The organism is Kitasatospora sp. NPDC127035 (genome assembly GCF_042726075.1).
Classification (GTDB): Bacteria; Actinomycetota; Actinomycetes; order Streptomycetales; family Streptomycetaceae; genus Kitasatospora.
The window spans coordinates 17,208-40,876 of record NZ_JBHXDN010000039.1 but is presented as its reverse complement, the minus strand read 5'-3'; the positions used below and the strand labels follow the sequence as shown (position 1 = coordinate 40,876).

Annotated in this window: 20 protein-coding genes and 1 pseudogene; 14 read left to right on the top strand and 7 right to left on the bottom strand. The window is 75.0% G+C overall.

Annotated features, from left to right (window positions below; all coding sequences use genetic code 11):
* Positions 1-218: 218 nt before the first annotated feature.
* The 3 genes from ACFWIC_RS25090 to ACFWIC_RS25080 all read right to left on the bottom strand — a co-directional run bounded on the left by ACFWIC_RS25090 (position 219) and on the right by ACFWIC_RS25080 (position 4,143).
* The gene (locus ACFWIC_RS25090; RefSeq protein ID WP_329876512.1) at positions 219-1,724 is read right to left on the bottom strand and encodes an MFS transporter; all 1,506 of its coding nucleotides are present in this window, start codon (positions 1,722-1,724) and stop codon (positions 219-221) included.
* A gap of 272 nt (positions 1,725-1,996) precedes the next feature.
* Positions 1,997-2,995: a type I glyceraldehyde-3-phosphate dehydrogenase gene (gene gap, locus ACFWIC_RS25085; RefSeq protein WP_329951233.1), complete on the bottom strand. Its 999-nt coding sequence runs from the start codon at positions 2,993-2,995 to the stop codon at positions 1,997-1,999.
* A 191-nt stretch (positions 2,996-3,186) separates the two neighbouring features.
* On the bottom strand, positions 3,187-4,143 hold the full coding sequence (locus ACFWIC_RS25080; protein ID WP_329876508.1) for a DJ-1/PfpI family protein: 957 nt from the start codon (positions 4,141-4,143) through the stop codon (positions 3,187-3,189).
* Between the two features lie 233 nt (positions 4,144-4,376).
* Here ACFWIC_RS25080 and ACFWIC_RS25075 point away from each other — a divergent pair, with 233 nt between their 5' ends.
* The 4 genes from ACFWIC_RS25075 (at position 4,377) to ACFWIC_RS25060 (ending at position 10,646) form a co-directional block, all read left to right on the top strand.
* Positions 4,377-6,683 (top strand): FUSC family protein, encoded by a 2,307-nt coding sequence (locus ACFWIC_RS25075; RefSeq protein ID WP_380520046.1) that lies wholly within the window; start codon positions 4,377-4,379, stop codon positions 6,681-6,683.
* 229 nt (positions 6,684-6,912) lie between these two features.
* Positions 6,913-8,511 carry an MFS transporter gene (locus ACFWIC_RS25070; RefSeq protein WP_380520045.1) on the top strand — a complete coding sequence of 533 codons (1,599 nt, stop codon included), beginning with the start codon at positions 6,913-6,915 and terminating at the stop codon, positions 8,509-8,511.
* Between the two features lie 330 nt (positions 8,512-8,841).
* A complete protein-coding gene (locus ACFWIC_RS25065; protein WP_329876504.1) occupies positions 8,842-9,474 on the top strand; it encodes a hypothetical protein in 633 nt (210 codons plus the stop codon).
* Between the two features lie 77 nt (positions 9,475-9,551).
* On the top strand, positions 9,552-10,646 hold the full coding sequence (locus ACFWIC_RS25060; protein WP_329876502.1) for a chemotaxis protein: 1,095 nt from the start codon (positions 9,552-9,554) through the stop codon (positions 10,644-10,646).
* Positions 10,647-10,779: 133 nt separating this feature from the next.
* Here ACFWIC_RS25060 and ACFWIC_RS25055 read toward each other — a convergent pair whose 3' ends face one another.
* Positions 10,780-11,235 carry a hypothetical protein gene (locus ACFWIC_RS25055; RefSeq protein ID WP_380359787.1) on the bottom strand — a complete coding sequence of 152 codons (456 nt, stop codon included), beginning with the start codon at positions 11,233-11,235 and terminating at the stop codon, positions 10,780-10,782.
* A gap of 703 nt (positions 11,236-11,938) precedes the next feature.
* Between ACFWIC_RS25055 and ACFWIC_RS25050 the strand changes: the two genes are divergently transcribed.
* The gene (locus ACFWIC_RS25050; RefSeq protein WP_329876493.1) at positions 11,939-12,736 is read left to right on the top strand and encodes an MHYT domain-containing protein; all 798 of its coding nucleotides are present in this window, start codon (positions 11,939-11,941) and stop codon (positions 12,734-12,736) included.
* Between the two features lie 226 nt (positions 12,737-12,962).
* Here the strand turns inward: ACFWIC_RS25050 and ACFWIC_RS25045 are convergent.
* Positions 12,963-13,286: pseudogene (locus ACFWIC_RS25045) on the bottom strand (LysR substrate-binding domain-containing protein); the annotation flags it as partial.
* Here ACFWIC_RS25045 and ACFWIC_RS25040 point away from each other — a divergent pair.
* The 3 genes from ACFWIC_RS25040 to ACFWIC_RS25030 all read left to right on the top strand — a co-directional run bounded on the left by ACFWIC_RS25040 (position 13,284) and on the right by ACFWIC_RS25030 (position 15,172).
* Positions 13,284-13,637, top strand: coding sequence for a hypothetical protein (locus ACFWIC_RS25040; RefSeq protein ID WP_380520068.1), 354 nt, complete (start codon positions 13,284-13,286; stop codon positions 13,635-13,637). The pseudogene ACFWIC_RS25045 and the gene ACFWIC_RS25040 sit on opposite strands and share 3 nt — an antisense overlap.
* A gap of 2 nt (positions 13,638-13,639) precedes the next feature.
* Positions 13,640-14,563 (top strand): aldo/keto reductase, encoded by a 924-nt coding sequence (locus ACFWIC_RS25035; RefSeq protein WP_380520066.1) that lies wholly within the window; start codon positions 13,640-13,642, stop codon positions 14,561-14,563.
* A 168-nt stretch (positions 14,564-14,731) separates the two neighbouring features.
* Positions 14,732-15,172: an NTP pyrophosphohydrolase gene (locus ACFWIC_RS25030; RefSeq protein WP_380520044.1), complete on the top strand. Its 441-nt coding sequence runs from the start codon at positions 14,732-14,734 to the stop codon at positions 15,170-15,172.
* Positions 15,173-15,483: 311 nt separating this feature from the next.
* On the opposite strand, the gene ACFWIC_RS25025 is transcribed toward ACFWIC_RS25030, so the two are convergent.
* Entirely contained in the window at positions 15,484-16,395 is a 912-nt protein-coding gene (locus tag ACFWIC_RS25025; protein ID WP_329876610.1) for a glutaminase, read from the bottom strand.
* 128 nt (positions 16,396-16,523) lie between these two features.
* Between ACFWIC_RS25025 and ACFWIC_RS25020 the strand changes: the two genes are divergently transcribed.
* Both ACFWIC_RS25020 and ACFWIC_RS25015 read left to right on the top strand, forming a co-directional pair.
* A complete protein-coding gene (locus ACFWIC_RS25020; protein WP_380520043.1) occupies positions 16,524-17,192 on the top strand; it encodes a hypothetical protein in 669 nt (222 codons plus the stop codon).
* A gap of 110 nt (positions 17,193-17,302) precedes the next feature.
* Complete coding sequence (locus ACFWIC_RS25015) at positions 17,303-17,701, top strand: DUF1801 domain-containing protein (protein ID WP_329876487.1); 399 nt, start codon at positions 17,303-17,305, stop codon at positions 17,699-17,701.
* 39 nt (positions 17,702-17,740) lie between these two features.
* Here ACFWIC_RS25015 and ACFWIC_RS25010 read toward each other — a convergent pair whose 3' ends face one another.
* Positions 17,741-18,748 (bottom strand): hypothetical protein, encoded by a 1,008-nt coding sequence (locus ACFWIC_RS25010; RefSeq protein WP_380520042.1) that lies wholly within the window; start codon positions 18,746-18,748, stop codon positions 17,741-17,743.
* A gap of 284 nt (positions 18,749-19,032) precedes the next feature.
* On the opposite strand from ACFWIC_RS25010, the gene ACFWIC_RS25005 reads away from it, so the two are divergent.
* The 4 genes from ACFWIC_RS25005 (at position 19,033) to ACFWIC_RS24990 (ending at position 23,576) form a co-directional block, all read left to right on the top strand.
* On the top strand, positions 19,033-19,539 hold the full coding sequence (locus tag ACFWIC_RS25005; protein WP_329876608.1) for a hypothetical protein: 507 nt from the start codon (positions 19,033-19,035) through the stop codon (positions 19,537-19,539).
* Complete coding sequence (locus ACFWIC_RS25000) at positions 19,509-20,957, top strand: hypothetical protein (protein ID WP_380520065.1); 1,449 nt, start codon at positions 19,509-19,511, stop codon at positions 20,955-20,957. The genes ACFWIC_RS25005 and ACFWIC_RS25000 overlap by 31 nt, the downstream gene beginning before the upstream one ends.
* Entirely contained in the window at positions 20,954-22,384 is a 1,431-nt protein-coding gene (locus ACFWIC_RS24995) for a VWA domain-containing protein (RefSeq protein ID WP_380359792.1), read from the top strand. The genes ACFWIC_RS25000 and ACFWIC_RS24995 overlap by 4 nt, the downstream gene beginning before the upstream one ends.
* Positions 22,385-22,460: 76 nt before the next feature.
* Positions 22,461-23,576 (top strand): AAA family ATPase, encoded by a 1,116-nt coding sequence (locus ACFWIC_RS24990; RefSeq protein WP_329876481.1) that lies wholly within the window; start codon positions 22,461-22,463, stop codon positions 23,574-23,576.
* Positions 23,577-23,669: the final 93 nt, after the last annotated feature.

Here is a 23,669-nt window from a genome sequence, read left to right as displayed (position 1 = left end):
TTGCCAAAGAGGCTCTAGGTGCTAACGATTTCACGGAGGTTGACGGTAGCCATCGTACAGTTGCCCGATCAAGGGACATCGGGAAATTGCCGGGCCGAACGTGACGTAAGAGCCGACAATTGTCCCGTACTGTGCGGTTTTTGAGTTTCCGTCAGATGAGCGGAGGGCGAGCGTCCGTAAAGCCGTCCGCCCCGGGGCACTGCCTTTCGCCCAGGCGTTCAGCGCTGCGGGTCGGGCGCCCGGCGGGAGGGCCGCTGCCGCCACAGCAACGGCAGGACCACGGCCGCGAGGATCGCGAGCAGCCCGGACAGGCCGATCGCCCGGCCGGTACCGACCGCCTGGACCTCGCGGAAGGCCGCGGTGATCGCCTGTGCCGTGGCCTGGTCGACCGAGGCGAGGATCTGGGAGGCGAGCTTGGAGTCCGTGACGGCGTTCCCCAGCTGCTGGGCGTCGGACTCGGAGAGCCCCGCCGCCCGCGCCCGGCTGATCGCCTGGTCGGTCTCCACCGCCTGCTGGACCGCCACCGTCGCGGCGACACCGAAGGCGCCGCCCAGCATGCTGGTGACCTTGAACATCCCGGAGGCGGTCCCGGCCAGTTCCTCCGGCGGACCGGCCACCGCGGTGTCCGACAGCGGGATCGACATCAGCCCCAGACCCGCGCCGAGCACCAGCAGCCCGGCGGCCAGGACCGCGTAGTGGTAGGAGTGGCCGAGGACGGCCGCCACCAGGGTGCCGGCACCCAGCAGGAGCAGGCCGAGGACCACCGGGAGCCGCGCCCCGCGCCGCGCCGACACCCGGCCGCCGAAGGGGTTGAACAGCAGGATGGTGACCGTGGACGGCAGCAGCAACAGGCCGGCCGCGACGGGGCCGTACCCGCGGACCTCCTGGAGGTAGAGGGTGAGCAGGAAACTGACACCGGCGAAGACGATGTTCATCACGGAGTTGGCCACCAGCGCCCCGCAGAACGGCCGCGACGAGAACAGCCGGAGGTCGAGCAACGGGTCCCGGACCCGCCGCTCGACCAGCACGAACAGCGCCGCCAGGACGACCGACCCGACCAGCAGGCCGATGATCACCGGGTCGTCGAAGCCGTCCTCCTGGCCGGCGGTGCACCCGTAGAGCAGGCAGAACGCCGCCGCGGCGCTGATCACCAGGCCGACCAGGTCGATGTGCCGGCCGGCGTTCGGGTCGGTCGACTCCTCGGCCGACCGGCGCACGAGCCACCAGGCGACCACCGCCAGCGGAGCGTTGATCCAGAAGGTCGAGCGCCAGCCGAGAAGTCCCGTCAGCACCCCGCCGACGGCCGGTCCGGCGGCCTGGCCGACCCAGGCGACCGCCATCCAGGCGCCGAACGCGCGCGGCTGCTCGCTCAGGGGGAACATCGGCGGGATCAGCGCCAGGGTGGCGGGCAGGATCAGCGCCGCTCCGACGCCCATCGCGGCCCGCCCGGCGATCATCCCCTCCACCCCGGGCGTGAACGCGGCCAGCAGGGAGAACACGCCCAGCAGGACCAGGCCGATCTCCAGGACGCGCTTGCGGCCGAACACGTCGCCCAGCTTCCCGGCCGCGAGCACCAGGGCGCCGGTGGTGAGGCTGAAGGCGTTGTTGGCCCACTGCAGTGCGGGAAGCGAGACCGACAGCTCGTCGGAGATCGTCGGGACGGCGACTCCGAAGTCCGCGAACGACAGCCAGACCATGCCGGCCGCGACGCACATACCGGTCATGGCGGTCCACCGCCGGGGGGACCCGCCGTTCGATTCCGCGGGCGTTCCGGCCATGCGTCCGCTCCCCTCCTGCGCCCGGCCCGGTGCCGGACGGACCAGGCCACTATCCGGGCGGCCCCCCGCACGGGCCCGGGCGACACGCACCGGACGTCCCCCGAACGGCTCCCGCCCGAGCGCCGTGACGGCGCTCGGGCGGGGGCTCGGGCGGGGGCTCGGCCCAGGCCCGAGCGCGAGGCTCGGGCGGGGGCCCCGGCGGGCGCCGGCGCGGGGGCTCAGGCGCGGGCGAGGAGCTCGAGCGAGTCGACGACGCGGTTGGAGAAGCCCCACTCGTTGTCGTACCAGGCGACGACCTTCACGTGCTTGCCGTCGACCCGGGTGAGGGCCGCGTCGAAGATCGCCGACGCCGGCTCGCCGGTGATGTCGCCCGAGACCAGCGGCTCGTCCGCGTAGTCGAGGATGCCCTTGAGCCGGCCGTCGGCGGCGGTGCGGTAGGCGGCGAGCACCTCGTCCAGGGTCACGTCCCGCGCGACCGTCGTGTTCAGCTCGACGATCGAGCCGACCGGGACCGGCACGCGGATCGAGTCGCCCGACAGCTTGCCGTCGAGGTTCGGCAGGACCAGGCCGATGGCCTTGGCGGCGCCGGTGGTGGTGGGCACGATGTTCACGCCGGCGGCGCGGGCGCGCCGCAGGTCGCGGTGCGGGCCGTCCTGGAGGTTCTGCTCCTGCGTGTAGGCGTGCACGGTCGTCATGAAGCCGTGCTCGATGCCGGCCAGGTCGTCCAGCACCTGCGCCAGCGGGGCCAGGGCGTTGGTGGTGCACGAGGCGTTGGAGACGATCACGTGCGAGGCCGGGTCGTAGGCGTCGGTGTTCACGCCGTAGGCGAGCGTGACGTCGGCGCCGTCGGACGGCGCGCTCACCAGGACCCGCCGGGCGCCGGCCTCGATGTGCGCGCGGGCGGCGTCGGCCGCGGTGAACCGGCCGGTGGCTTCGAGCACGATGTCGACGCCGAGCTCGGCCCACGGCAGGGCGGCGGGGTCGCGCTCGGCGAGCACCTTGATACGGCGGCCGTCGACCACGAGGTCGTTCCCGTCGACCGCGACCGAGCGGTCGAAGCGGCCGAGCGCGCTGTCGTACTTGAGCAGGTGGGCGAGCGAGTCGGGCGCGGTGAGGTCGTTGACGGCGACCACTTCGAGGTCGCTGCCGCGCCCCAGCAGCGCGCGGAGGCTGTTGCGTCCGATGCGGCCGAAACCGTTGATGGCGATGCGGGTCATTGCGGCTCCCTTGTCGTTTCGTTGCTCCTCCATGATCGGATCCGGGGAACCGGCCGGACAGGGGCCTGATCGACACGGTGCGCAAGGATCCCGCCACGATCAGCGCCACCGGGCGCAAGGATCCCGCCACGCCCTCTCCGCCGCCTCTCCGCCGCCGGAAACGCGGCCGGAATCGCTTCCGGAGACCGCTCTCAGGCGTCGCGGGCCGCGAAGGTGTGGCGGTACTCGGTAGGCGAGGTGCCGAGGACCCGGTGGAAGTGCAGGCGCAGGTTCGCGCCCGTGCCCAGCCCGACCCGGTCCGCGATCTGCTCCACCCCCAGGTCCGTGCGTTCGAGCAGCTCGCGGGCCACGTCGAGGCGGGCCCGCAGCACCCACTGCATCGGCGTGTAGCCGGTGTCCTCCACGAAGCGCCGGGAGAAGGTGCGCGCCGACACCCGCGCGTTGCGGGCGAGCGCTTCGAGCGTCAGCGGTTCGGCGAGGTGGGCCAGCGCCCACTCCCGGGTGCTCGCGAAGAGGTCGCCCAAGGGCTCGGGCACGCTGCGCGGTACGTACTGCGCCTGCCCGCCGCTGCGGTAGGGCGCGGCCACCAGCCGCCTCGCCACGTGGTTGGAGAGCCCGACCCCGTGGTCGCGCCGCACCAGGTGCAGGCACAGGTCGATCCCGGACGCCGCGCCCGCCGACGTCAGCACCTCGCCCTCGTCCACGAACAGCACGTTCTCGTCCACCCGCACCCGCGGGTGCCGCTCGGCCAGGGCCTTCGTGTAGTGCCAGTGGGTCGTCGCCTTCTTCCCGTCGAGCAGGCCCGTGGCCGCCAGCGCGAACGCCCCGGTCGAGATGGCCGCCAGCCGGGCGCCCCGCGCGTGGGCCGCCACCAGCGCCTCGACGACGGCCGGCGGCGGCTCCGTGGTCACCGGGTCCCGGTAGCCGGGGACGAAGACGGTGTCCGCGTCCGCCACGGCCTCCAGACCGTCGGCCACGTGGTACGAGAGGCCGTCCCCACCGGTCACGAGCCCGGGGGCGGCGCCGCAGACCCGCACCGTGTACGGCATGCTCGGCCGGCTGGAGAAGACCTGCGCGGGGATGCCCACGTCCAACGGCTTCGCGCCCTCCAGCACGAGGACGGCGACGTGGTGGTTCCTGCGGCCCATCGGGCCTCCTTCGCTTCCCGGGACCGCCGTGCGCCCCGCACGGGCCTGACCCGGACGACACCGGACGCAAGCATCCTGCCACCGCGGGCCGGCGCGGCGGGACACGGGACCGCTCCGGGACCGACGGCGGCCCCGAGGCCCCCACCGCCGGGACCGCGGGCTCGCAGCCTCCCCCGGCCGTGGGCAGGATGGAAGGGACGGGGGCCTCAGCCGATCCGAGGGGCAGGCAGCCGATGTCCGAGGACGCCCCGCCGCCCCGTGGCCCGCTCCGGGCGCTACGCCGGGCCGTCGACGGGTTGCGCACCGGCGACGGGGAGGCGGCGCTCGCCGGTCGGCGGGCGCTGCGGGTCACGCTGGCCGCGTCCACCGGGTTCCTCGTCTGCCTGTACGGCCTCGACGAGCCGGTCGCGGCGCTCTACGCCCTGTTCTCCTCGGTGGCGATGGCGGCGCTCTCCCGCATCCCCGGCACCGGCCGCCAGCGGGCCGCCGTCCTGCTCCGGGTCCTGCCCGTCGCCTGGCTGCTGGTGGCCGTCGGCACCGCCCTCGCGGGCCGCACCTGGACGGCCGTGGCGGGCATGCTGGCGGTCGGCTTCGTCCTCGCCTTCGCCGCGGTGGCCGGCCCGCGCCTCGCCGGCGCCGCCCCGGGGCTGCAGCTGATGTACATCCTCCCGTGCTTCCCCCCGTACGCGCCGGACGAGCTGCCGGCCCGCCTGGTGGGGACGGCGGTCGGGTTCGGGCTGCTCGTCGCCGCCGAGGCGGTGCTGCTGCCCGAGCCCCGGGCCCGGCCCTACCGGCTGCTCACCGCGGACGCCGCCGCCACCGCCGCCCGGACCGCGGCAGCGCTGGCCCGGGGCCCCGGGCCGCTCTCCGGTGCGTCGGCCCGCGCCGCGACCGCCGCCGGCGAGTCGCTGCGCGCCCGGCGGGTGCCCGCGGCGGAACGCCCGGCCGGCCCCGGCCTGCGCGACCGCGCGGAGGCCCACGCCGGCTGGGCGGCCCGGGCGCTGCTCGCACGGCTGACGGCCGCACCCCGGCCGCCGGCCGGCGCCGGGTCCGTGCCGAGGGCCGAGGCCGGACTGCTGGCGGAGATCGCCCGCAGCGCCGCCCAGTCGTCACACCTCCTGGCCACCGGCGAGGAGCCGGCCCCACGGCGCCTGGAACGGTCGCTGCGCGCGTTCCGGAGCACACCGCCCGACGCGACGGACGCGGGGGGAGCCCCGGACGGGGCGGGCGGCCCGCGCGGCCGGGACGGCGCGGACACGGCCGCGGCGCCCCGTCGCCGCGCCGCGCTCGCGGAGACCGCCGAGGCCGCGGTGGCCCTGTCCACGGCGGCCCGCCTGGCCGTGTGCGGCCGGAGCGCGGTGACCGCCGGGTGGGTGGGGGGACCGGCGTTCGCGTACGCCGGTCAGAGCACCGGGAGGCTGTACTGGCGGCGGATCGCCGGTCACGCCGGCCCCCGGTCGGTGTACTTCCAGAACGCGCTGCGGATCAGCCTCGCCCTGGCGGTGGCGCGCGCGGTCGCCGGCGCGGTCTCCCTCCCGCACGGCTTCTGGGCGATGCTCGCCGCGCTCAGCCTGACCCGGACGACCTTCGTCCAGACCGGACGGACCATCCGGCTGGCCCTCACCGGCACGGTGGTCGGGGCGGCCGCCGCCGGGACGCTGCTGGCCGTCGTCGGCCACCACGGCGTCGTGTACGCGGTGCTCCTGCCACCGCTGATGGCCGTCACGTTCTTCCTCGGACCGCTGCTCGGGGTCGGCTGGGCCCAGGCGCTGTTCACGGTCGTCGTCGCCGCGATCTTCGGCCAGCTCGCCCCGGCCTCCTGGCAGCTCGCCGAGGTCCGCCTGCTCGACGTCCTCACCGGCAGCCTGATCGGTCTGCTGTGCGGCCTGCTCGCCTGGCCGCACGGGGCGCGGACGGTCCTGCCGCGGGACACCGCGATGCTGCTCGACGCGGTCGCGGCGGCGGTGACGGCCACCACCGCGGCTCTCGCGGGGGCTCCGGCGTCGGGCCCGCTCCCGGTACCCGGGGCGACCCCGGGGACGGCGCGGGACCCGACCGCGGCGGTGACGCACGCCCTGCCGGTCGTGGAGTCGGCGTACGCGCAGTTCCAGGACGAGCCCCGGCCCGTGGCCGACCTGCCCGGACCGGACTGGCAGGCCGCGCTGATCGCCGGCCACCACGCCCGTCGCGGCAGCACCCGGCTCCTGGAGCGTCCGGTCCGGCCCGGGCCGGACGCGGCCGAGCGGGCCTGGCTGCTGCGGTCCGGTGACCACGTGGCGGGCGGGTACACGGCCGCGGCGGCACGGCTCGCGGACCGGCGCCGCCGGAGCACACCCGCACCGGGCCCGGCCACCCCTCCCCCGCCACCGCCGCCGCCACCGCCCGGTGGCGCGCCCTTCCTGTACGAGGTGGCCGCCTGGCTCGAAGGCCTGACCCACGACCTCGCACGCCTGGACCCGCACCCGCTCCCCGCCACCGCTCCCGCCCCGGACCCGGACCCGGACCGCGACGGGGACCGGGGTGCGGGGCCGACCGCGTGACCGTACGGCCGATCCGCCGCACGGATGACATCCCCGCCACCGGAACGCGGCGCAGCGCCCCACCGGAACGCCGCCCGGGCATGGTCGGTGTTCGGCCCGGACGGCAGCCCGGGCCCGACCGGTGACGGCCGGAGCGACAAGGATCCTCCCCCGCCCCGCCACCACGCCCGGTCCCGCGCACCACCAGGCCCGAGCGCCGGAAGGCCCGTAGGGCGGAAGGACGGAACGGATGGGAAGCCAGCGGCCCGACCCCACCCCGGCGGATCCCGCGCCCGCCGCATCGGCCGTGCCCGCCGAGACGAGCCGGCGGCTCGCGCTGGCGGCCATGCTGTTCGCGGTCTCGATGACCTTCATCGACCAGACGATCGTCTCGATCGCCGCACCCGACATCATCCGCGAGCTGGGCCTGTCGGCCGTCGGCATGCAGTGGGTGGTCAACGCCTACCTGCTCTCCCTGGCGGCGTTCTTCGCCCTCGGCGGCCGGCTCGCCGACGTCCTCGGCCACAAGCGGATGATGCTGATCGGCACCCTCACCTTCGTGATCGCCTCCGCACTGTGCGGCGCGGTGCCGTCCGGCGGCGCCGCGGAGTCCTGGTTGATCTGCTTCCGCGCGGTCCAGGGACTCGGCGCGGCGCTGATGTTCCCGGCGGCGCTCGCGGTGGTGGTCGAGGTGTTCCCCCTGGAGCGGCGCGGCCGGGCGCTGGCGCTGTTCTTCGGGGTCGCGGGCGGCCTCACGGCGATCGGCCCGGTGCTCGGCGGCTGGCTGACCTCCTGGACCTGGCGGGCGATCTTCTGGGTGAACGTGCCGGTGGCCGTGATCGCGATCGTGCTCACCGTGCTGGCCCGGATCCGCAACACCCCGCGCCGCGAGCCCGTCGACTGGACCGGCGCGCTCCTGGTGGCCGCCGGGATGGGGCTGAGCGTGCTCGGGCTCCAGCAGGCGGCGACCTGGGGGTGGGGCAGCTGGGCGACCTGGCTCTGCATCGTCGGCGGGCTGGCGGTGCTGGTGGTGTTCTGCGTGCTGGAGCTGCGCACCGAACACCCGCTGATCAAGCTTCGGGTCTTCGCCGACCGCGCCTTCGCGGCCGACAACGCCGTGCTGTTCTTCGCCATGATCGCGTTCGTCCCGGTGTTCTTCTTCGCCTCGGTCTACGCCCAGGTGGCGCTGGACCAGTCCCCCAACGAGGCCGGCCTCTACCTGCTGGTGTTCTTCGCCGGCTTCGCCCCCGGCTCGCAGATCGGCGGACGGATGCTGGACCGGCGCGGCGCGCGCCCGCCGATGCTGCTGGGCACGGCGGTGTCCGCGGTCGGGTTCGCCCTGTGGGCCTCGAAGATCACCGACCTCTCGCTCGGCGCGCAGTGGCCGTACATCGTGCTGGCGGGCGCGGGCATCGGGCTGCTGCTGACGCCCGCGTCGACGGACGCCGTCAACCGCTCGATCGACGCGTCCTACGGCGAGGTCACCGGGATCACCCAGACCGTGCGCAACTACTCCGCGAGCCTGGGGCTGGCCGTGCTGGGCACCGTGCTGCTCCACACCACCACCAGGAACGTGCGGGAGACCCTCGTCGCCGACGGTGTCCCGGCCGACACCGCGCACCAGGTCGCCGACACGGTGACCGCGGGCATCACCGGCCACGGCTCCGGCGGCCAGTCCCCCGCCGGTGTCGGGGCCGCGATGACGGACGCGATCCGGGCGGACTTCGCGGAGGCGAACGGGCCCGTGCTGTACGGCATGGCGGCGGCGCTCGCCGTCGCGTTCCTGTGCGCGCTGCTGCACCCCGGTACCCGGGTCACCGAGGAGACCGGCCCGCAGCGGGGCCGGTGACCGATCCGGCCGGCGGACCCGGCGGCTCACCGGCTCCCCTGCGCGGGCGGCGCCGGGCCCCTCCGAGGGGAGCGCCCCTCCGGCGGGGTCGTCGGCTGACCGTCCGGCACCCTCCCACCGGCCGGCCGGTGGGAGGGTGCCGTCGTTCCGGTGCCGTCGTTCCGGTGCCGTCGTTCCGGTGCCGTCGTGCGGTGCGGAGCCCGACGGACGGAGGTGACTCCGCGGAGGCAACTCCAATGGGCCAGCAGCGTTCGTCGCCCGGCCGCCCGGAGCCGAGCATGGGAACGGCCCCCACCGGCGGCCGAACGGACGGCTGAAAGGTTGCACGGGATGCGAACGCTCTACCCCTGCCGCATCAGAGGAAGCAGGCCGGCGCGAACTGCGGCGGCCCTCGCGGCCGTCGCGGGAGCGGTCGTCCTCACCGTGGCGTCGTGCAGCAGCTCGTCGGCGCCCGCGACGCCGACCGACACCGCCCGCCCCACCCTGACGGAAGCACCGAACCCGTCGACGTTCTCCGGCGAGCCGCCCTCCGCACTCGCCTCGAAGGCGGAGTCCGCCCTGGCCGAGGCCTCCTCCCGCTCGGCCTCGGCCCAGGCCGCCGCGTCGTCCTTCCAGGCGTCGGCGGACGCCCAGGCCGCGCAGAGCCGCCAGAAGGCCACCGAAGTCCTCCAGGGCGTGGCGGGCAGCGGCAACGCGCTCTCCGACGTCACCCTCACCGGTGTACCGCGGAGCACCACCGGCGGCCTCCACGCGGCCGTGGTGACGATCGTCAACAGCACGCGCGAGACCGCCTCCTACGCGGTCCGGGTGGACTTCACCGACGCGTCCGGCAACACCGTCGACACCGCGGTGGTCGGCGCCGAGAACATCCCGGCCGGCGGCAAGGCCGACCCGATCGCGTTCAGCCGCCAACCGGGCGACCTGCCGCTGACCCCGGTCGTGGTCAAGGCCCAGAGGTACTGAGTCCGCGGCGGACCGCGGACCGCGGACCGCCGCGCGCGTACGCCCGCCGGACGGGTTCTGACGAAAGGTACTCCCCCATGCGTTCCGATCTCACCACCGCGACGCTCGCCGAGCTTCGCCGTCCCCGCCCGTACCCGGCGGTCTCGATCCTGATGCCGACCCACCGCCGGGAGCCCGACAACGCCCAGGACCCGGTTCTCCTGCGGAACCTCGTCGCCGAGGCGAGGGCCAGGATCGACGAGGACCAGGCGATCTCCCGGGCCGACCGGCTCGACGTGACCGGCCAGCTCGACCAGGCGCTGAAGGAGGTCGACCTCGTGCACGCGGAGGACGGCCTCGCCCTGTTCGTCTCGCCCGGCGAGCACCAGGTGTGGTCGCTGACCCGGGCCGTGCCGGCCCGCACGGTCGTGTCGGACTCCTATCTCACCCGCAACCTGGTCGCCGCCCGTGCGGCCGACCGCCCCTACTGGGTCCTGGCGCTCGCCGCCGACCGCATCAGCCTGTGGGCGGGCACGGGCGACCGCCTGGAGGCGCAGTCCGGCAGCTTCCCCTTCACCCGGAGCCTGGAGGACCCGGACGCCGAGCGCAAGGAGCGGATCGGCGACCTGCCGAGCACCTTCAGCGACGAGGCCACCCGCCAGTTCTTCCGTGAGGCGGAGGCGGGCCTGCGGGACGTGCTCGCCGAGGACCCCCGCCCGTTCCACCTGGTGGGCGAGGCCCACGCGCTGTCCCTCTTCCAGGACCTCTGGACCGCCACCCCCGGCCCCGTGGCGACGGTCGCGGTGGGCGGCCTCGCCGAAGGGCCCGCCCAGGCGCTCCGGGAGGCGGTGCGGCCCGCCCTCGCCCAGCAGGCCGACCGGGCCGCCGCGAACGCGGAGGCCGAGCTGGACCAGGCCCGCGGCCGCCAGCTGCTGGCCGCCGGGCTCGACGAGGTATGGCAGACCACAGGCGACGGGCGGATCGGTCGGCTGGTCGTCGAGGACGACTACCGCGCCACCGTCCGCGACGACGGCGAACACCTCGTGCCGGCCACCGACGGAGAGGCCGGTGCCCGTGAGGACATCGTCGACGAGATCATCGAGAAGGCGCTGGACGGCGGGGCCCAGGTCGACTTCGTCCCGGACGGGAAGCTGAGCGGCATGGGGCACATCGCCGCGGTCCTGCGGTACTGAGCTCCTGAGGTTCTGAGGTTCGTGCCGCTCCCGGCCCCGTCCTGCCCACCCGCAGGGCGGGGCCCGCGACGTCGTGCCCGTGCACGGCCTCCGCCCTCCCGTCCGCCGGCGTCACCGGCCGGACGTGACCGCCCTACGGCGTCGGCCGCGGCGGGAACGGACCCGCCGCCGGAGCACCCGCCTGCACGGAGGTCCGGGCTGCCGCGAGGGCGGCGCCCGCGGTGCGCAGGTGGTGGGCGATCAGGGGCAGCAACGCCGGAGAGAGCGTGCGGGCCGTGAACTGCCGCGCCGCCTCCAACGGACCGGCGGCCCGCTCCAGGAGATCCGCGACGCGGAAGCGGTCCGCACCGAGGGCCTCCGCCCGGAGACCGTCCGCATGGAGGGCGTCCGCCCCGGCGTCCGACCGCAGCTCCCCCACGGTACGGCGCAGCAGGATCAGCGAGTCCTCCGCGTCGGGTGGTCCGTCGGGGAACTCATGCCCCCACCGGGCGAGTTCGAGCTCGACGGTCCGGGCGTGGTGGTCGCACCGCCCGGCCCAGAAGACCAGGGAGGCGGTCGGGGGCGGCGGGGACTGGCTCTGGGTCGACACCCTCCGATCATGTCCCAAGACCGGGCCGCCCGTGTCCCGTTCCCGCAGCTTCACCATCCGGAGCGCAGGCCCGGTGGACCGGCCGGTGGACCGACCGGCCGGGGCGTCGACCGCACGTTCGACGGTCGGGGCGGCGTGCGGGCGCCACGGGGCAGGCCGACCGGGGCCCGCTCGGCGCGCCGCGGACGCGGTCGCACCGGCACGCCCGCGCGACATCGTCCGTAGACGCACCCCCCGTACAGCCCTTGACCGGCGGGTCGATAGTATGTACCCGCACGTGAGGCCCGGCAGACGGCTTCCCGTCACGGCGCCCGTCCGACGACGAACGTCGCACCGTGTCCGCTCCGTACGTTCCGGAGCCCGCTCCCGCCTGCCGACACTCCGCGGCGCTCGTGACCCTCGACGCCTGACGGGCCGCCGGGGTCATCAGCGTCGTCGAGGAGAACCGTGCCCGGATCGCAGCCTGCCGGACGCCTGCGCGCGTCCGGCCCCGCTCCACCGGCTGCCGGTGGACCGCCCCGGCCCGGACCGGATACCGGAGTCGGTACCGGTGCCGGTGCCGACTCCGGTTCCCTTCGGGATTCCCGCCCTTCCCGTACGCCTCCCTCGCCTCCCGCGCCTCTCCGGTCCCCCGGAACCGCCGGGTCGCGCGCCGCGCGTGCCCTCCCACCATCCATCAGCGACACGTCAGTTCAGGTACCGCATGCACCTCCACACCGCCCCCATCGACGGTTTCCATTACGGCTGGATCAACCCGGTCCTCTCCTACCTGGTCGCCTGCACCGGAGCCGCTCTCGGCCTTCGGTGCACCGTCCGCGCCCTCGACCTGCCGCCGCGCCGGCGCCTCGGCTGGCTGCTGCTCGGCGCCACCGAGATCGGCTGCGGCATCTGGACGATGCACTTCCTGGCGATGCTCGGATTCAACGTCACCGGATCGACGATCCTCTACAACGTGCCCCTGACGCTGTGCAGCCTGCTGCTGGCGATCGGCGTGGTCGGCCTCGGCATCCTCTACGTCGGCTACCGACCGCGTAGTGCCGGGACCCTGCTGATCGGCGGGACGGTCACCGGTCTCGGCGTCGCGGCGATGCACTACCTCGGCATGGCCGCCATGCACGTGCAGGGGCAGGTCTCGTACCAGCCGCTCGTCGTCGCCGCCTCGATCGCGATCGCGGTGTTCGCGGCCACCGCCGCGCTGTGGATGACGCTCAACATCACCGGCCTGCTGGCCTCGCTGGCCTCCGCGCTCATCGCGGGCGTCGCGGTGGTCGCCATGCACTACACCGGGATGGCCGCCGTCTCGGTCGTGCTGGACGGCCGCACGCCGACCGCCGGCCTGCCCGCCTCGCAGTTCATCACCCCGCTCGCGGTGGCGGTGCTCGTCCTCCTCGCGCTCGGCGGGATCGCCCTCATGCTCTCCCCGCAGGAGTCCTCCCTCTCGGGTCGCCCGGCCCCTCGGCCGGAACCCATCCCGGTCCGGCTGTTCGACCGGCGCGACTGACCCGGAACCGGGCGCACGGCGGTTCGACCCGTCGTGCGCCCGGACGCCGGTCCCCCGCCGGCACCGGTCGATGCGCCGCACCGGACTGAAGTCCGTACCGAGCAGAGTCCGTACCGAGCAGAGTCCGTACCGGGCGAGGTCCGTGCCGGCGGAGGAGGTGCCGGGCCGTCGTACCCGACGGTGCCGTCCATCCGGCCGCAGAGCCGGACGGCCTCGGCTCGGGGCGTCAGGACGTCCGGGGCACGGCGCCGGACGCGGCCGGGGCCGGGGGGGCCTCGCCCGGGGAGGCCGGGGCGGCGTGTTCGCGGAGGAGGGCGGCCAGGGCCTCGGCGTACGGGTGGGGGCGGCTGCGCCGGGCCCGGGCGATCCCGAAGTGGCGGGCGGGACGCGGCGGTCTCACCGGAACCACCCGGGTGCCGGGGAGTGCCGGATCGAGCGCGACGTACGGCACCAGGGACACGCCCACGCCCGCCGCCACCAGGGACCGGGCGAAGAAGTAGTCGGTGGTGGAGCCCGCGACCCGGAGTTCGAATCCGGCGAGCGCGGCGTGGCCGCGGTGAACGCCTGCTCGGACGGGCCGGTCGACGCGGTCGCGCTCTGCGAGCTGATCGCGGAACGGCTCGGCACCACCCCGCGCTACCGCCGGGCCGGGGAGACGGACCGCTCGCCGTTCTCCTTCGACCGCTGGTACCCGATGGACAACCGGCGCGCCGCCGGCCTCGGGCTGCGGTTCTCCCCCACGGCGCAGTGGCTGGACGGCGCCGTGGGCGAGGTCCTCGGGGCCCTCGGAGGGCTGGGGGAGTTCGGAGGGCTCGGGGACCGCGGGGATTCCTACGCTCCCGAGGAGCGCCACGGCCGCGACGGCCACGGCGCCGGGGTGTCCGGCGGAAGGGCGGCGTGACCGTGCGACAGCGCTCCCTCGGCGACCGGACGGTCGGCGCGATCGGGCTCGGCGCGATGCCGCTCTCGGTCGAGGGCCGGCCCGACACGGACGCCGCCCTCACCACCCTGCACGCCGCGCTGGACGCCGGCGTCACCCTGCTCGACACCGCCGACTCCTACCACTGGCACGCCGACGAGGTCGGCCACAACGAGCGGCTGGTCGCCCGGGCCCTGGCCGCCCGGCCGGCCGCCGACCGGGCGGCGGTGCTGGTCGCCACCAAGGGCGGACGCGGCCGGCCCGGGGACGGCTCGTGGAGCGTCGACGGCCGGCCCGAACACCTCCGGCGGGCCTGCGAGCACTCGCTGCGCCGCCTCGGTGTCGAGGCGCTCGGCCTCTACCAGCTGCACAATCCGGACCCCCGGGTCCCGTGGGCCGAGTCGGTGGGTGCCGTACGTAAACTGCTGGACGCCGGAAAGATCAGGGCCGCGGGGATCTCCAACGTCGACGAGCGGCAGATCCTGACGGCCCGGGACGTCCTCGGCCCGGACCTGGTCTCGGTGCAGAACCGGTTCTCGCCCGCCGTACGCGGCGGCGAGCCCGAACTGCGGCTCTGTGAACGGCTGGGCCTCGCGTTCCTCCCCTGGAGCCCGCTCGGCGGTCTCGCCCGCAGCGTCCTGGACGACCCCTCGGAGGACACCGCCGCCCGCACCGCCTTCCACCGGATCGCCGCCGCACGGCGGGTCTCCCCGCAACAGGTCGGCCTCGCCTGGCTCCTCGCGCTCTCCCCCGTCGTCGTCCCGATCCCCGGTGCCCGCCGCCCGGCCAGCATCCGCGATTCCGCGGCGGCGGCCGACCTCGTCCTCCACCCGGACGAACTCGAAGCCCTCGCCGGACCGTTCACGGGCCCGGAGCAGCCGCCCGCAGCGACGGCGGGAGCGGGGTGAGACCGCGTTCGGGGCGCCGCCGCGCCCCGGACGGGCTCGTCCGACCGCCGGTCCGTGGCGTCCGAGAAGTCGTGCGGGCACTCGGTGCGGGCGGCCGACGGGTGAGGTTCCGGCGGAGTCGGGCGGCGGACGGAGACGTCGGGGCGCGCCGTGGAAGACTTTCGGACCATGGACGAGGGCGACACGGACGAGAGCAGCGGGCAGGTGCCCCTGCTGGTGGTGGACGCCGCCAACGTCGTCGGGTCGGTGCCCGACGGCTGGTGGCGCGACCGGCGGGGCGCCGCGGAGCGGTTGCGCGACTCCCTGACCGGCATCGCGGACGGCGGGCTGGTGTCACCTGCCGGCGGCCCGGCGTGGGCGCACTCCGGGCCGCTGGAGGTGGTCCTCGTCGTGGAGGGCGCCGCGCGCGGCGTCGCCCCGGTCCCCGGAGTTCGGGTCGAGGCCGCGTCCGGCAGCGGCGACGACCGGATCGTCGACCTCGTCGAGAACGCCCTGACCGACCGGACCCGGCGGAGGTGCCTGGTCGTCACCGCGGACCGCGGACTGCGAGCCAGGGTCACCGCGCTCGGCGCCGACGTCGTCGGCCCCCGGGCGGTCCGCCCGGCGTGAGCCCCGTGCGGCCGACGCCACCGGCCCGACGCGCGACCGCCGCCTGTCGGCAGCGGGGACGCAGGGCGGCACGGCGGCACGGCGGGGAATGCGAGGTCACCGCCACCGGGGTCGGCCCGGCGCCGGTCGGCGGCGACGTCGTCGCCCTCGGCACTGCCGACAACCGCGTCCTGATCGTCGACCGCCGTGCGGACGCCACCTGGACGGCGCCGCAGGGGCGCCGTTCCCCTGGCTGCGACGCGGACGGGCACACCCGTGCGCCGGCGGTCGCACCATCGGCGCACGCGCCGTCCCCGGTGCGGGCCTCCGGATCAGAACACCGACCAGCCGGTCGCGGTCGTCAGCGCGTCGAGGGCCGCGACGCCGAGCACCGAGTTCCCGGCGGCGTCCAGGCCCGGGCTCCAGACGCAGACCGTGCCCCGGCCCGGCAGCACCGCCAGCACCCCGCCGCCGACCCCGCTCTTGCCCGGCAGGCCGACCCGGTAGGCGAACTCGCCCGCCGCGTCGTAGGTACCGCAGGTGAGCAGCACCGCGTTGATCCGCTTGGCCTCGCTGCGCGACAGCAGCCGCGAACCGTCGGCCCGCACCCCGTGGCGGGCGAGGAAGAGTCCGGCCAGCGCGAGGTCGTGGCAGCTGGCCTCGATCGCGCAGTGCGCGTAGTAGTGCGCGAGAACGCTGTCGACCGGGTTGCGCAGGTTCCCGTAGCTCGCCATGAAGTGTGCCATCGCGGCGTTGCGGTGACCGTGCTGCGCCTCCGAGGAGGCCACCGAGTCGTCCACCGCGACGGCCGGGTTCCCGGACTCGGTGCGCAGGAAGTCCCGGACGGCCCCGACCGCGTCCCCGGTCAGCTTCAGCAGCCGGTCCGTCACGACCAGGGCGCCGGCGTTGATGAACGGGTTGCGCGGGATGCCCTGCTCGGACTCCAGCTGCACCAGCGAGTTGAACGGGTTGCCGGACGGCTCGCGGCCCACGCCGGTCCAGAGTCCGTCGTCGCCCTCGGCCAGTGCCAGCGCCAGGGTGAAGAGCTTCGACACCGACTGGATCGAGAACGGGTGCCGCCAGTCCCCCGCCCCGAACACCTCCCCGTCGACGGTGGCGATCGCCATCCCGAACGCCGCCGGGTCGGCCTTCGCGAGGGCCGGAATGTAGTCGGCGACCCGCCCTCGCAGGGGCGACCGCCGGGCCGCCTCCATCGCCTCGTGCAACAGCACCTGGTAGTCCACTTCGTCCACACCGCCATTCTGGTCGACCTCGTCGACCTGCGGGAACCCGGGTCCACCCGGTCCGGGGCCGACCGCCGGAGAAAGGGGTGTGGCAGGCTGTGCGTCACCGACGGAGGGGACGTACCACCATGTACAGGCCGAGCCGGCCCGAGGACCTGCACCACGCGGACGCCGTGTGGGCGCGGGCCGTCGCCCTCGCCCTGCTGGAGGCCGCCCAGGGCGACCCCGAGGGCTACTGGCTGGACGAGCACGGCGTGTGGTGCGACGCCACCGGCGGGTCCTACTGGTGGCGTGTCACCGTGCTCGACGACGGCCACGCGGTCTTCTGCGGCCAGGACTCCGACGGGAGCGTGACCCACGTCGACGGCCGGCAGATCGACTTCCTCGCCGGAGGCCCGGACTGGCTGCCCTCGGAGCAGCTGCGCGAGGACGCCCGGGGCAACCTCTTCGGGTTCCTCTACTGGTGGGAGGACGGTGCCTGGCACCGGATCCCCTACCCGGCCGCCGTCCACGACGACGGGCTGTCCGGGGCCGCCGCATGGCTGGGCTCGGAGGAGGCGTTCGTCGACGAGGCGACCGGCCTGGCCGGCGTGCAGCGCGCGGACGAGCCGGTGTTCACCGCCGCCCTCGTCCGGTACCTGCGGCGCGCCGAGGTCCGTACCGTCGACACCTCCGTGGTGGCGGAGTTGCTGGCCGCGGCGGGCACCGGGGACGACGGGCGCCCGCCCCTGCTGCTGGAGCCGGCCGTGGACGTCGCCGTCCGCGCCGGGCTGACCCGGTACGCGGCGCAGGTCTGACCGCCGCGGCACCGACCCGAGGGGCGGCGCGGTGTTCACCGGCGCGTGCCGGTGCCGGGCGCAGAATCGTCCGGGACAGCGCGTCCGTCACCGGCACGAGGAGCAGCGTCATGGCCCGCTACGAGACCGATCCCCGCGTGGATGCCTACATCGACGCCCTGCCCGGCTGGCAGCAGGAGATCTGCCGGCGGGTCAGGGACCTCGTCCACGAGGCCGATCCGGAGGTCGCGGAGACCGTCAAGCGGACCGTCGTCCCGTACTTCGTGCTCCAGGGCAACATCTGCGCGCTGCTCGCGGCCAAGGACCACGTCAACGTGTTCCTCTACGACGGCGGCATCGTGCCCGACCCGGAGGGCATCGTCACCGGCGGCCACGACAACAAGACCGCCCGCACGGTGGCCGTCCGGGAGGGCGGGGCGGTCAACGAGGCGGCGCTGCTGGCGATGTTCCGGCAGATCGTCGCCGACAACCGGGCCGGTGGCTGGCGGGTGCTGAAGCGCGACCGGTAGGAGCCGGCGTGGCTGGGGTGGCGGGGTGCCGGCGTGGACTCAGTAGCCGCCGAAGCCCCCGAACCCGCTGAGTCCGTGGCCGCCGGAGTAGCCGCCGGATCCGGACACACCGGTGCCTCCGATGCCGTGGCTGCGGCTCGACCCCCTCGTGCCGGGACTCGCGACCACCGGTTGCGGGCCCTCCGGACCCGTGCGCCAGTGGTTCCCGGTGACCTCGCGCCACCAGTCGTGGAAGGTGACGGCGACGTCCTGGGCACGGCACTCCTCCTCGGTCGCGGCGCGGGCCCGTTCGTCCCAGCGGAAGTCACCGCTGCCGTCAGGGGCGCGCACCAGCTCCCGCAGAGCCGTCGCCAGTTCCCTTGCGGTCAGAGGGCCCCGGGAGGGGCTCGCGGAGCCCTCCGGGCCCTCGGGTGCCCCAGGTGGCTCCGCCGCCGGCAGGTCGGAGCGGTGGATGTCGGAGCGGTGGATGCGGACGGGCTCGCCCCGGCCCGCCGGCCGGTAGAGCCACACCTCGCGGGCGGCGACCCCGTCGAGCACCGCCCGTCTCCGCCGCTCCTCCCGCCGGCGGGCCTCCTCGGCCGCCTTCCGCGCCACCAGCGCCTCCGCCACCCGCTGTTCGAGCTCCGCCCGCACCGGCCGGTACAGCTCGGTGACCCGGTGCAGCTCCAGCGCGAAGACCTGTTGCGCGTGCACCGACCGTTCGGTGGCCCGCCGCTGCCGGCCCGGCCACCGGCGCGGGCGGCCGATGCCGTGCCAGGCGCGTGAGCCCTCGGCCAGGTCGATGACGGCGCTGCGGCCACCGTGCGCCCGGTACACCTCCTCCAGGGCCCGCGACAGGCGGTCGAGGAAGGTGCGCAGGGCACCCTCCCAGCGCGCGCGGTCGGCCTCCGAGCAGGGAACCGGCTCGCCCCAGCCGACCCCGATCCGGTAGACCTCGACGTGCTCCGGCAGCACCACCGAGCCGGTCGGCGCCAGGCGGGCACCGCAGAGCCCCTCCACGTCCAGCCTGACCCTGTCCCGACCGACCCTGACCTCCGTGACCGCCACTGCCGCACCTCCCGCCCTCTTGGTCCTCCCACCGGCACACGACCCGAATGTCACTCACCATAACCGCGCGACCACGTTCGGCGACAGGGCTTTTCCGCCGGTCCGCCCCGCCGGGTGCCCCCGAACGTCGGCCGGGAACGGGAGGCGGGCAGTGGAGGCCGGAGAGGGAGCGGGGGAACGTTTCCGCAGCGCAGGGGGGCGGCTGCCGTTGTCAGTGGCCCCCGATAGGTTCCTCCGTACAGCGCCGCTCCGGCGCGAAAACCCTCTCAGTGCAAGGAGTTGGTGTGTCGTTTTCCCGGGAGGAGTCGAGCACGGCCCAGGTGGTCGCGCCCGCCCGGCCGCGCAAGCTCGCCAAGGTCCCGTTCGTGGAACTGACGGACGGTCGACTGCAAGGCGTGGTGTCCAGCGGCTCGGACATCGGGCGGGTCTACGTCTCGTCGGTCGCGGCCGGCGACTTCGCGTTCACCTGCAGCACCAACAACAACCGGCCCTGCGGCGGCGCGTACGGCAGTTTCTGCAAGCACCTGGCGGCTTTGGTCGACGAGGCGGTGCTGCAGTACGGCGGCGAGCGCGTCGCCCGCTACCTGCGGGTCGACGCGGGCACCCCGGAACCGGGCGGCCCGGAGATCACCCGCACCATGACCGGCACCCGCCCGCCGAAGGCCGACGGATCGGCCGCCGCGAGCGTGTTCAGCCGCTTCCTGCGCCAACTGGCCTACCTCGAACTCGCGCCGACCACCGCGCCGCTGCCGGAGCTGCACTGGTTCCCGTCGAGCCGGGCGGTGGCCTGATGCGCATCGACCTGCTCACCGAACCGGTCGCCGGGCTCCAGGAGGCCCTGGCGGCGGTCGACGCCTTCGACCGGGCCCTGGTCGGCGGCCTGCGCCGGCCCGGCCCCGCCCAGGCCGCCGGCCTGGCCGCACTCGCCGACGCGGTCACCGGATCGCCGCTCGCCGACCGGGTCGCCGAAGCGGCCGGGAAGGCCGCCGCCGGTGCGGCGGGCGAGGAGCACCTCACCGTCCTCGCCGCGGCCCGCACCGCACTGCTGGGCGCCGTCCACGACGCCCTGACGGACCGGATCGGCGAGGCGACCGGCCGGCCTCCCGCCGGCGATCCGGCCGCGGGCCCGGCGGCGGTGTCCCCGGCGGGCTCGGGCCCGGCCGCCAACCTGCTCGCCGCCGCCCGCTCCTGGCTGGCCGACCTGGCCCGCGCCGGGTGGCAGGGCATCGACCACGAGTCGGTCGCCGGCGCCGCACCGGTGGTCTCCGCCCTGCTGCCCGACCCTGGGCTGCGCCGCCTCGCCGCACTGCTGGACGGCTTCGCCGCCGAACTCGCCGCGTCCTGCCCCGGCGCCGCCCTGGACCAGGTGCCGTTGCGCCGCTGGGCCGACCTGTGGTCCCGGGCGGTGCTGCTCACGCAGCCGGGCGCCGTCGGCGCCCCGTCGGCCGCCGCACCGCCGGCGGTCGTGACGGGCCGGCTGCTGCCGCTGGGCGTCGACCTGCACGCCCACGCGACCGCCGCACAGGTCCAGGTCCACGCGGTGTTCGAACCCGCCGACGGAGGCGCGCCCCGCCTGGTCCGCGCCGGGGTGTCGGTCCCCAAGCCGGACACGGTCGTCGGTGCCGGTGTGTGGCAGCTCCTTCGCCCCCACCTGTCCCTGCTGGCCGCCGCGGGCGAAGGGCTCTCGATGGACCTGACCGCCATGCCGGTCACCGCCGAGGGGGACCTGCTCTGGGACGACGCGGCGGCCCGGCCGGGTACGGGCGCCGACCCGTTCGCCACCGCCCGCGTCGTCCTCGCCACGGCGCTCGTCGCGCCCACCGCGCCGCTGGACCGGCACCCCGCACGGATCGCGGCGCCCGTCCTCCTGGAGGGCTACGCCGTCGAGCAGGACGGCGAGACGCTGACCCTCGCCCTCGCCGGGCACCGGATCACCGTCGACACCGACCGCATACCGACCGCGGGGCCGCTCACCCCGCAGGCCGTCGCGGCGTCGAGCGCGTGCATCGGGCTGCTGCGCTGGGACGCCGGAGGGTTCAGCGTCCAGCCCCTCGCCGTCGAGACCACCGTGAAGCGGAAGACCGTCGCGCTGCACGCCGGGGCGTGGGCGGGCGGAACGGCCGACAAGACCGGCCTCAAGGGGGAGAAGGCCGCCCTCGACGCCGTCCAGGCCCTGCGCGAGCGGGCCGGAAAGCTGCTGCGGAAATGACCCGACCCACGACCGAACCCGCCCTCGGCCCGGACCGTACGCCGGACTCCGGGGCGGACGGTGACGCCAACCGCCGGCAGGTCCTGTACTGGCGCCTGCTCGCCCGGCTCTTCGACCCCGAGGAGCAGGCCGCGCTGGAGTCGGCGAGCCTGGCCGTCGTCGAGGAGTCCGGCCTGCCGGCCGCCCTGCTGGACCCGGCCGCCTCGGTCGACTCGATCGTGCAGCGCCATCCGGAGCTGGCCGGCGAGTTCGACGGCCTGATGACGCCCGAGACCGCGTCCGAACCCGACGGGCGGGACCGTGCCGCCGAGGTCCGCCGCGCGGCCCTGGTGTCGAAGGTGCTGCTGAACGTCTTCGCGACCGGTTCCGGTACCGTCACCGCCGGACAGCTGGCCGGCTGGCAGGCCGACGCGGGCTGGCTGGAGCGCGCGCTGGGCTGCCGGCCCGGCGAACTGCGCGGCACCCGCCCCGGCGGGACGGCGGCGGGCACCAACCCCGGCGGCCACGGTGGCACCCCCGACCTGTCCACGCTCATCCCGTGGATCGGCCCCGAACTCGCGGACATCGAGGCGGGCCTGGTCAAGCGCATGCGCCTGCGCGAGGTCCTGGCGGACCCGGGGCTCGCCGCACGGCTGACGCCGAGCATGTCGCTGATCGAACAGCTGCTGCGCGACAAGGACAACCTGTCCGGCGTCGCCCTCGCCAACGCCAAGGCGCTCATCCGCAGGTTCGTCGACGAGGTCGCCGAAGTGCTGCGCACCCAGGTCGAGAAGGCCTCGGTCGGCGCGCTGGACCGGTCCGTCCCGCCGAAGCGGGTCTTCCGCAACCTCGACCTCGACCGGACGATCTGGAAGAACCTCACCAACTGGGACCCGGAGCAGGAACGGCTCTACGTCGACCGCCTGTACTACCGTCACACCGCCCGCAAGACCACGCCCCAGCGCCTCGTCGTGGTCGTGGACCAGTCCGGATCGATGGTCGACTCCATGGTGAACTGCACCATCCTGGCCTCCATCTTCGCCGGGCTGCCGAGGGTGGACGTCCACCTCGTCGCGTACGACACCCGCGCGGTCGACCTCACGCCGTGGGTGCACGACCCCTTCGAGACGCTGCTGCGCACCAACCTCGGCGGCGGCACCGACGGCACCGTCGCCATGGCGCTCGCCCAGCCGAAGATCGCCGAGCCCCGCAACACCGTGGTGGTGTGGATCTCCGACTTCTACGAGTGGAACGGCGAGCAGCTCTTCGAGCAGATGGCCGCCGTGCACCGCTCCGGAGCGAAGTTCATCCCGGTCGGCTCGGTGACCAGCGCCGGCCGGGCCAGCGTCAACCCGTGGTTCCGGGAGCGCTTCAAGGACCAGGGCACGCCGGTGATCTCGGGTCACATCCGCAAGCTCGTCCACGAGCTCAAGAACTTCCTCGGGTAGCGCCGAGCGCCTCCCCGCTCCACCGGCACCACCCCCGCACGACCCCGTACCGACACCCCGGAAAGGCAGTCCGCTGATGTCCGACCTGCTCCGCGCCCCCGCCGAGATCAAGTACGCCGACGAGCTCGACTGGCTGGAGTCGATCGACGACGGCCCCAAGCCCTTCACCTGGCGCCTCTCCCCGAAGATGGTCCGGCTGTTCGTCCTCGGCTCCGAGCCCTCCGACGGCCTCGACCGGGAGGTCAGGCAGAAGTGGTTCGGCGAGCGCAGCATCGTCGAGCGCGCCGTCGTCACGCTCGCCTCCGACCGCGGACTGCTGCTGATCGGCGACCCCGGCACCGGCAAGAGCTGGCTGGCCGAGCTGCTGGCCGCCGCAATCTGCCGCAACTCCACGCTGGTGGTCCAGGGCACCGCCGGCACCACCGAGGACCACATCAAGTACTCGTGGAACGTGTCCATGGTGATCGCCAAGGGCCAGTCCCGGGAGTCGATGATCCCCTCGCCGATCATGAACGCGATGGAGACCGGCGCGATCGGCCGCTTCGAGGAACTGACCCGCTCCACGAGCGACGTCCAGGACGCGCTGATCTCCGTCCTGTCGGAGAAGTACGTCTCGGTGCCCGAGCTCACCGGCGACGCGGGCATCGTGTTCGCCAAGCCCGGCTTCTCGATCATCGCCACCGCCAACAGCCGCGACCGCGGCGTCAACGACCTGTCCTCGGCCCTCAAGCGGCGTTTCAACTTCGTCCGCATCCCGGTCGTCACCAACCGGAAGAGCGAGGCGGAGATCGTCCGCTTCCGCACCGAGGAGCTGCTGCGCCGGCACCAGATCGACCTGGACGTGCCGCCCACCCTGCTCGACGTCCTGCTGCAGTCCTTCGCGGACCTGCGCGCCTCCGCGGCTGCGGCAGGCAGTGACGACGAGAAGCTGGAGTCCGCGCTGTCCACCGCCGAGCAGATCGGTGTGCTGGAGGACGCCGTCCTGCACGGCACCTTCTTCGGCGAGCGCACCCTGACCGCCCGCACCCTCGCCTCCTCGCTCGTCGGGTCGCTCGCCCGGCGCGAGCCGGAGGACCTCGCCATCCTCAACAAGTACCTGCACGGTGTCGTCGAGCCGCGCAGCAAGGCGGAGGGCGGGGCCTGGCCCGAGTTCCTCGAAGGCGGCCGCGACACGATCGCCACGCTCGCGTGAGCGCCGCGAAGACCGCCGCGACGACCAGGGCCGGGGCGGGGGCCGGCACGCCCGCCCGGGGCGGGGGCTCCGCGGACGAAGGGACCTTCGACG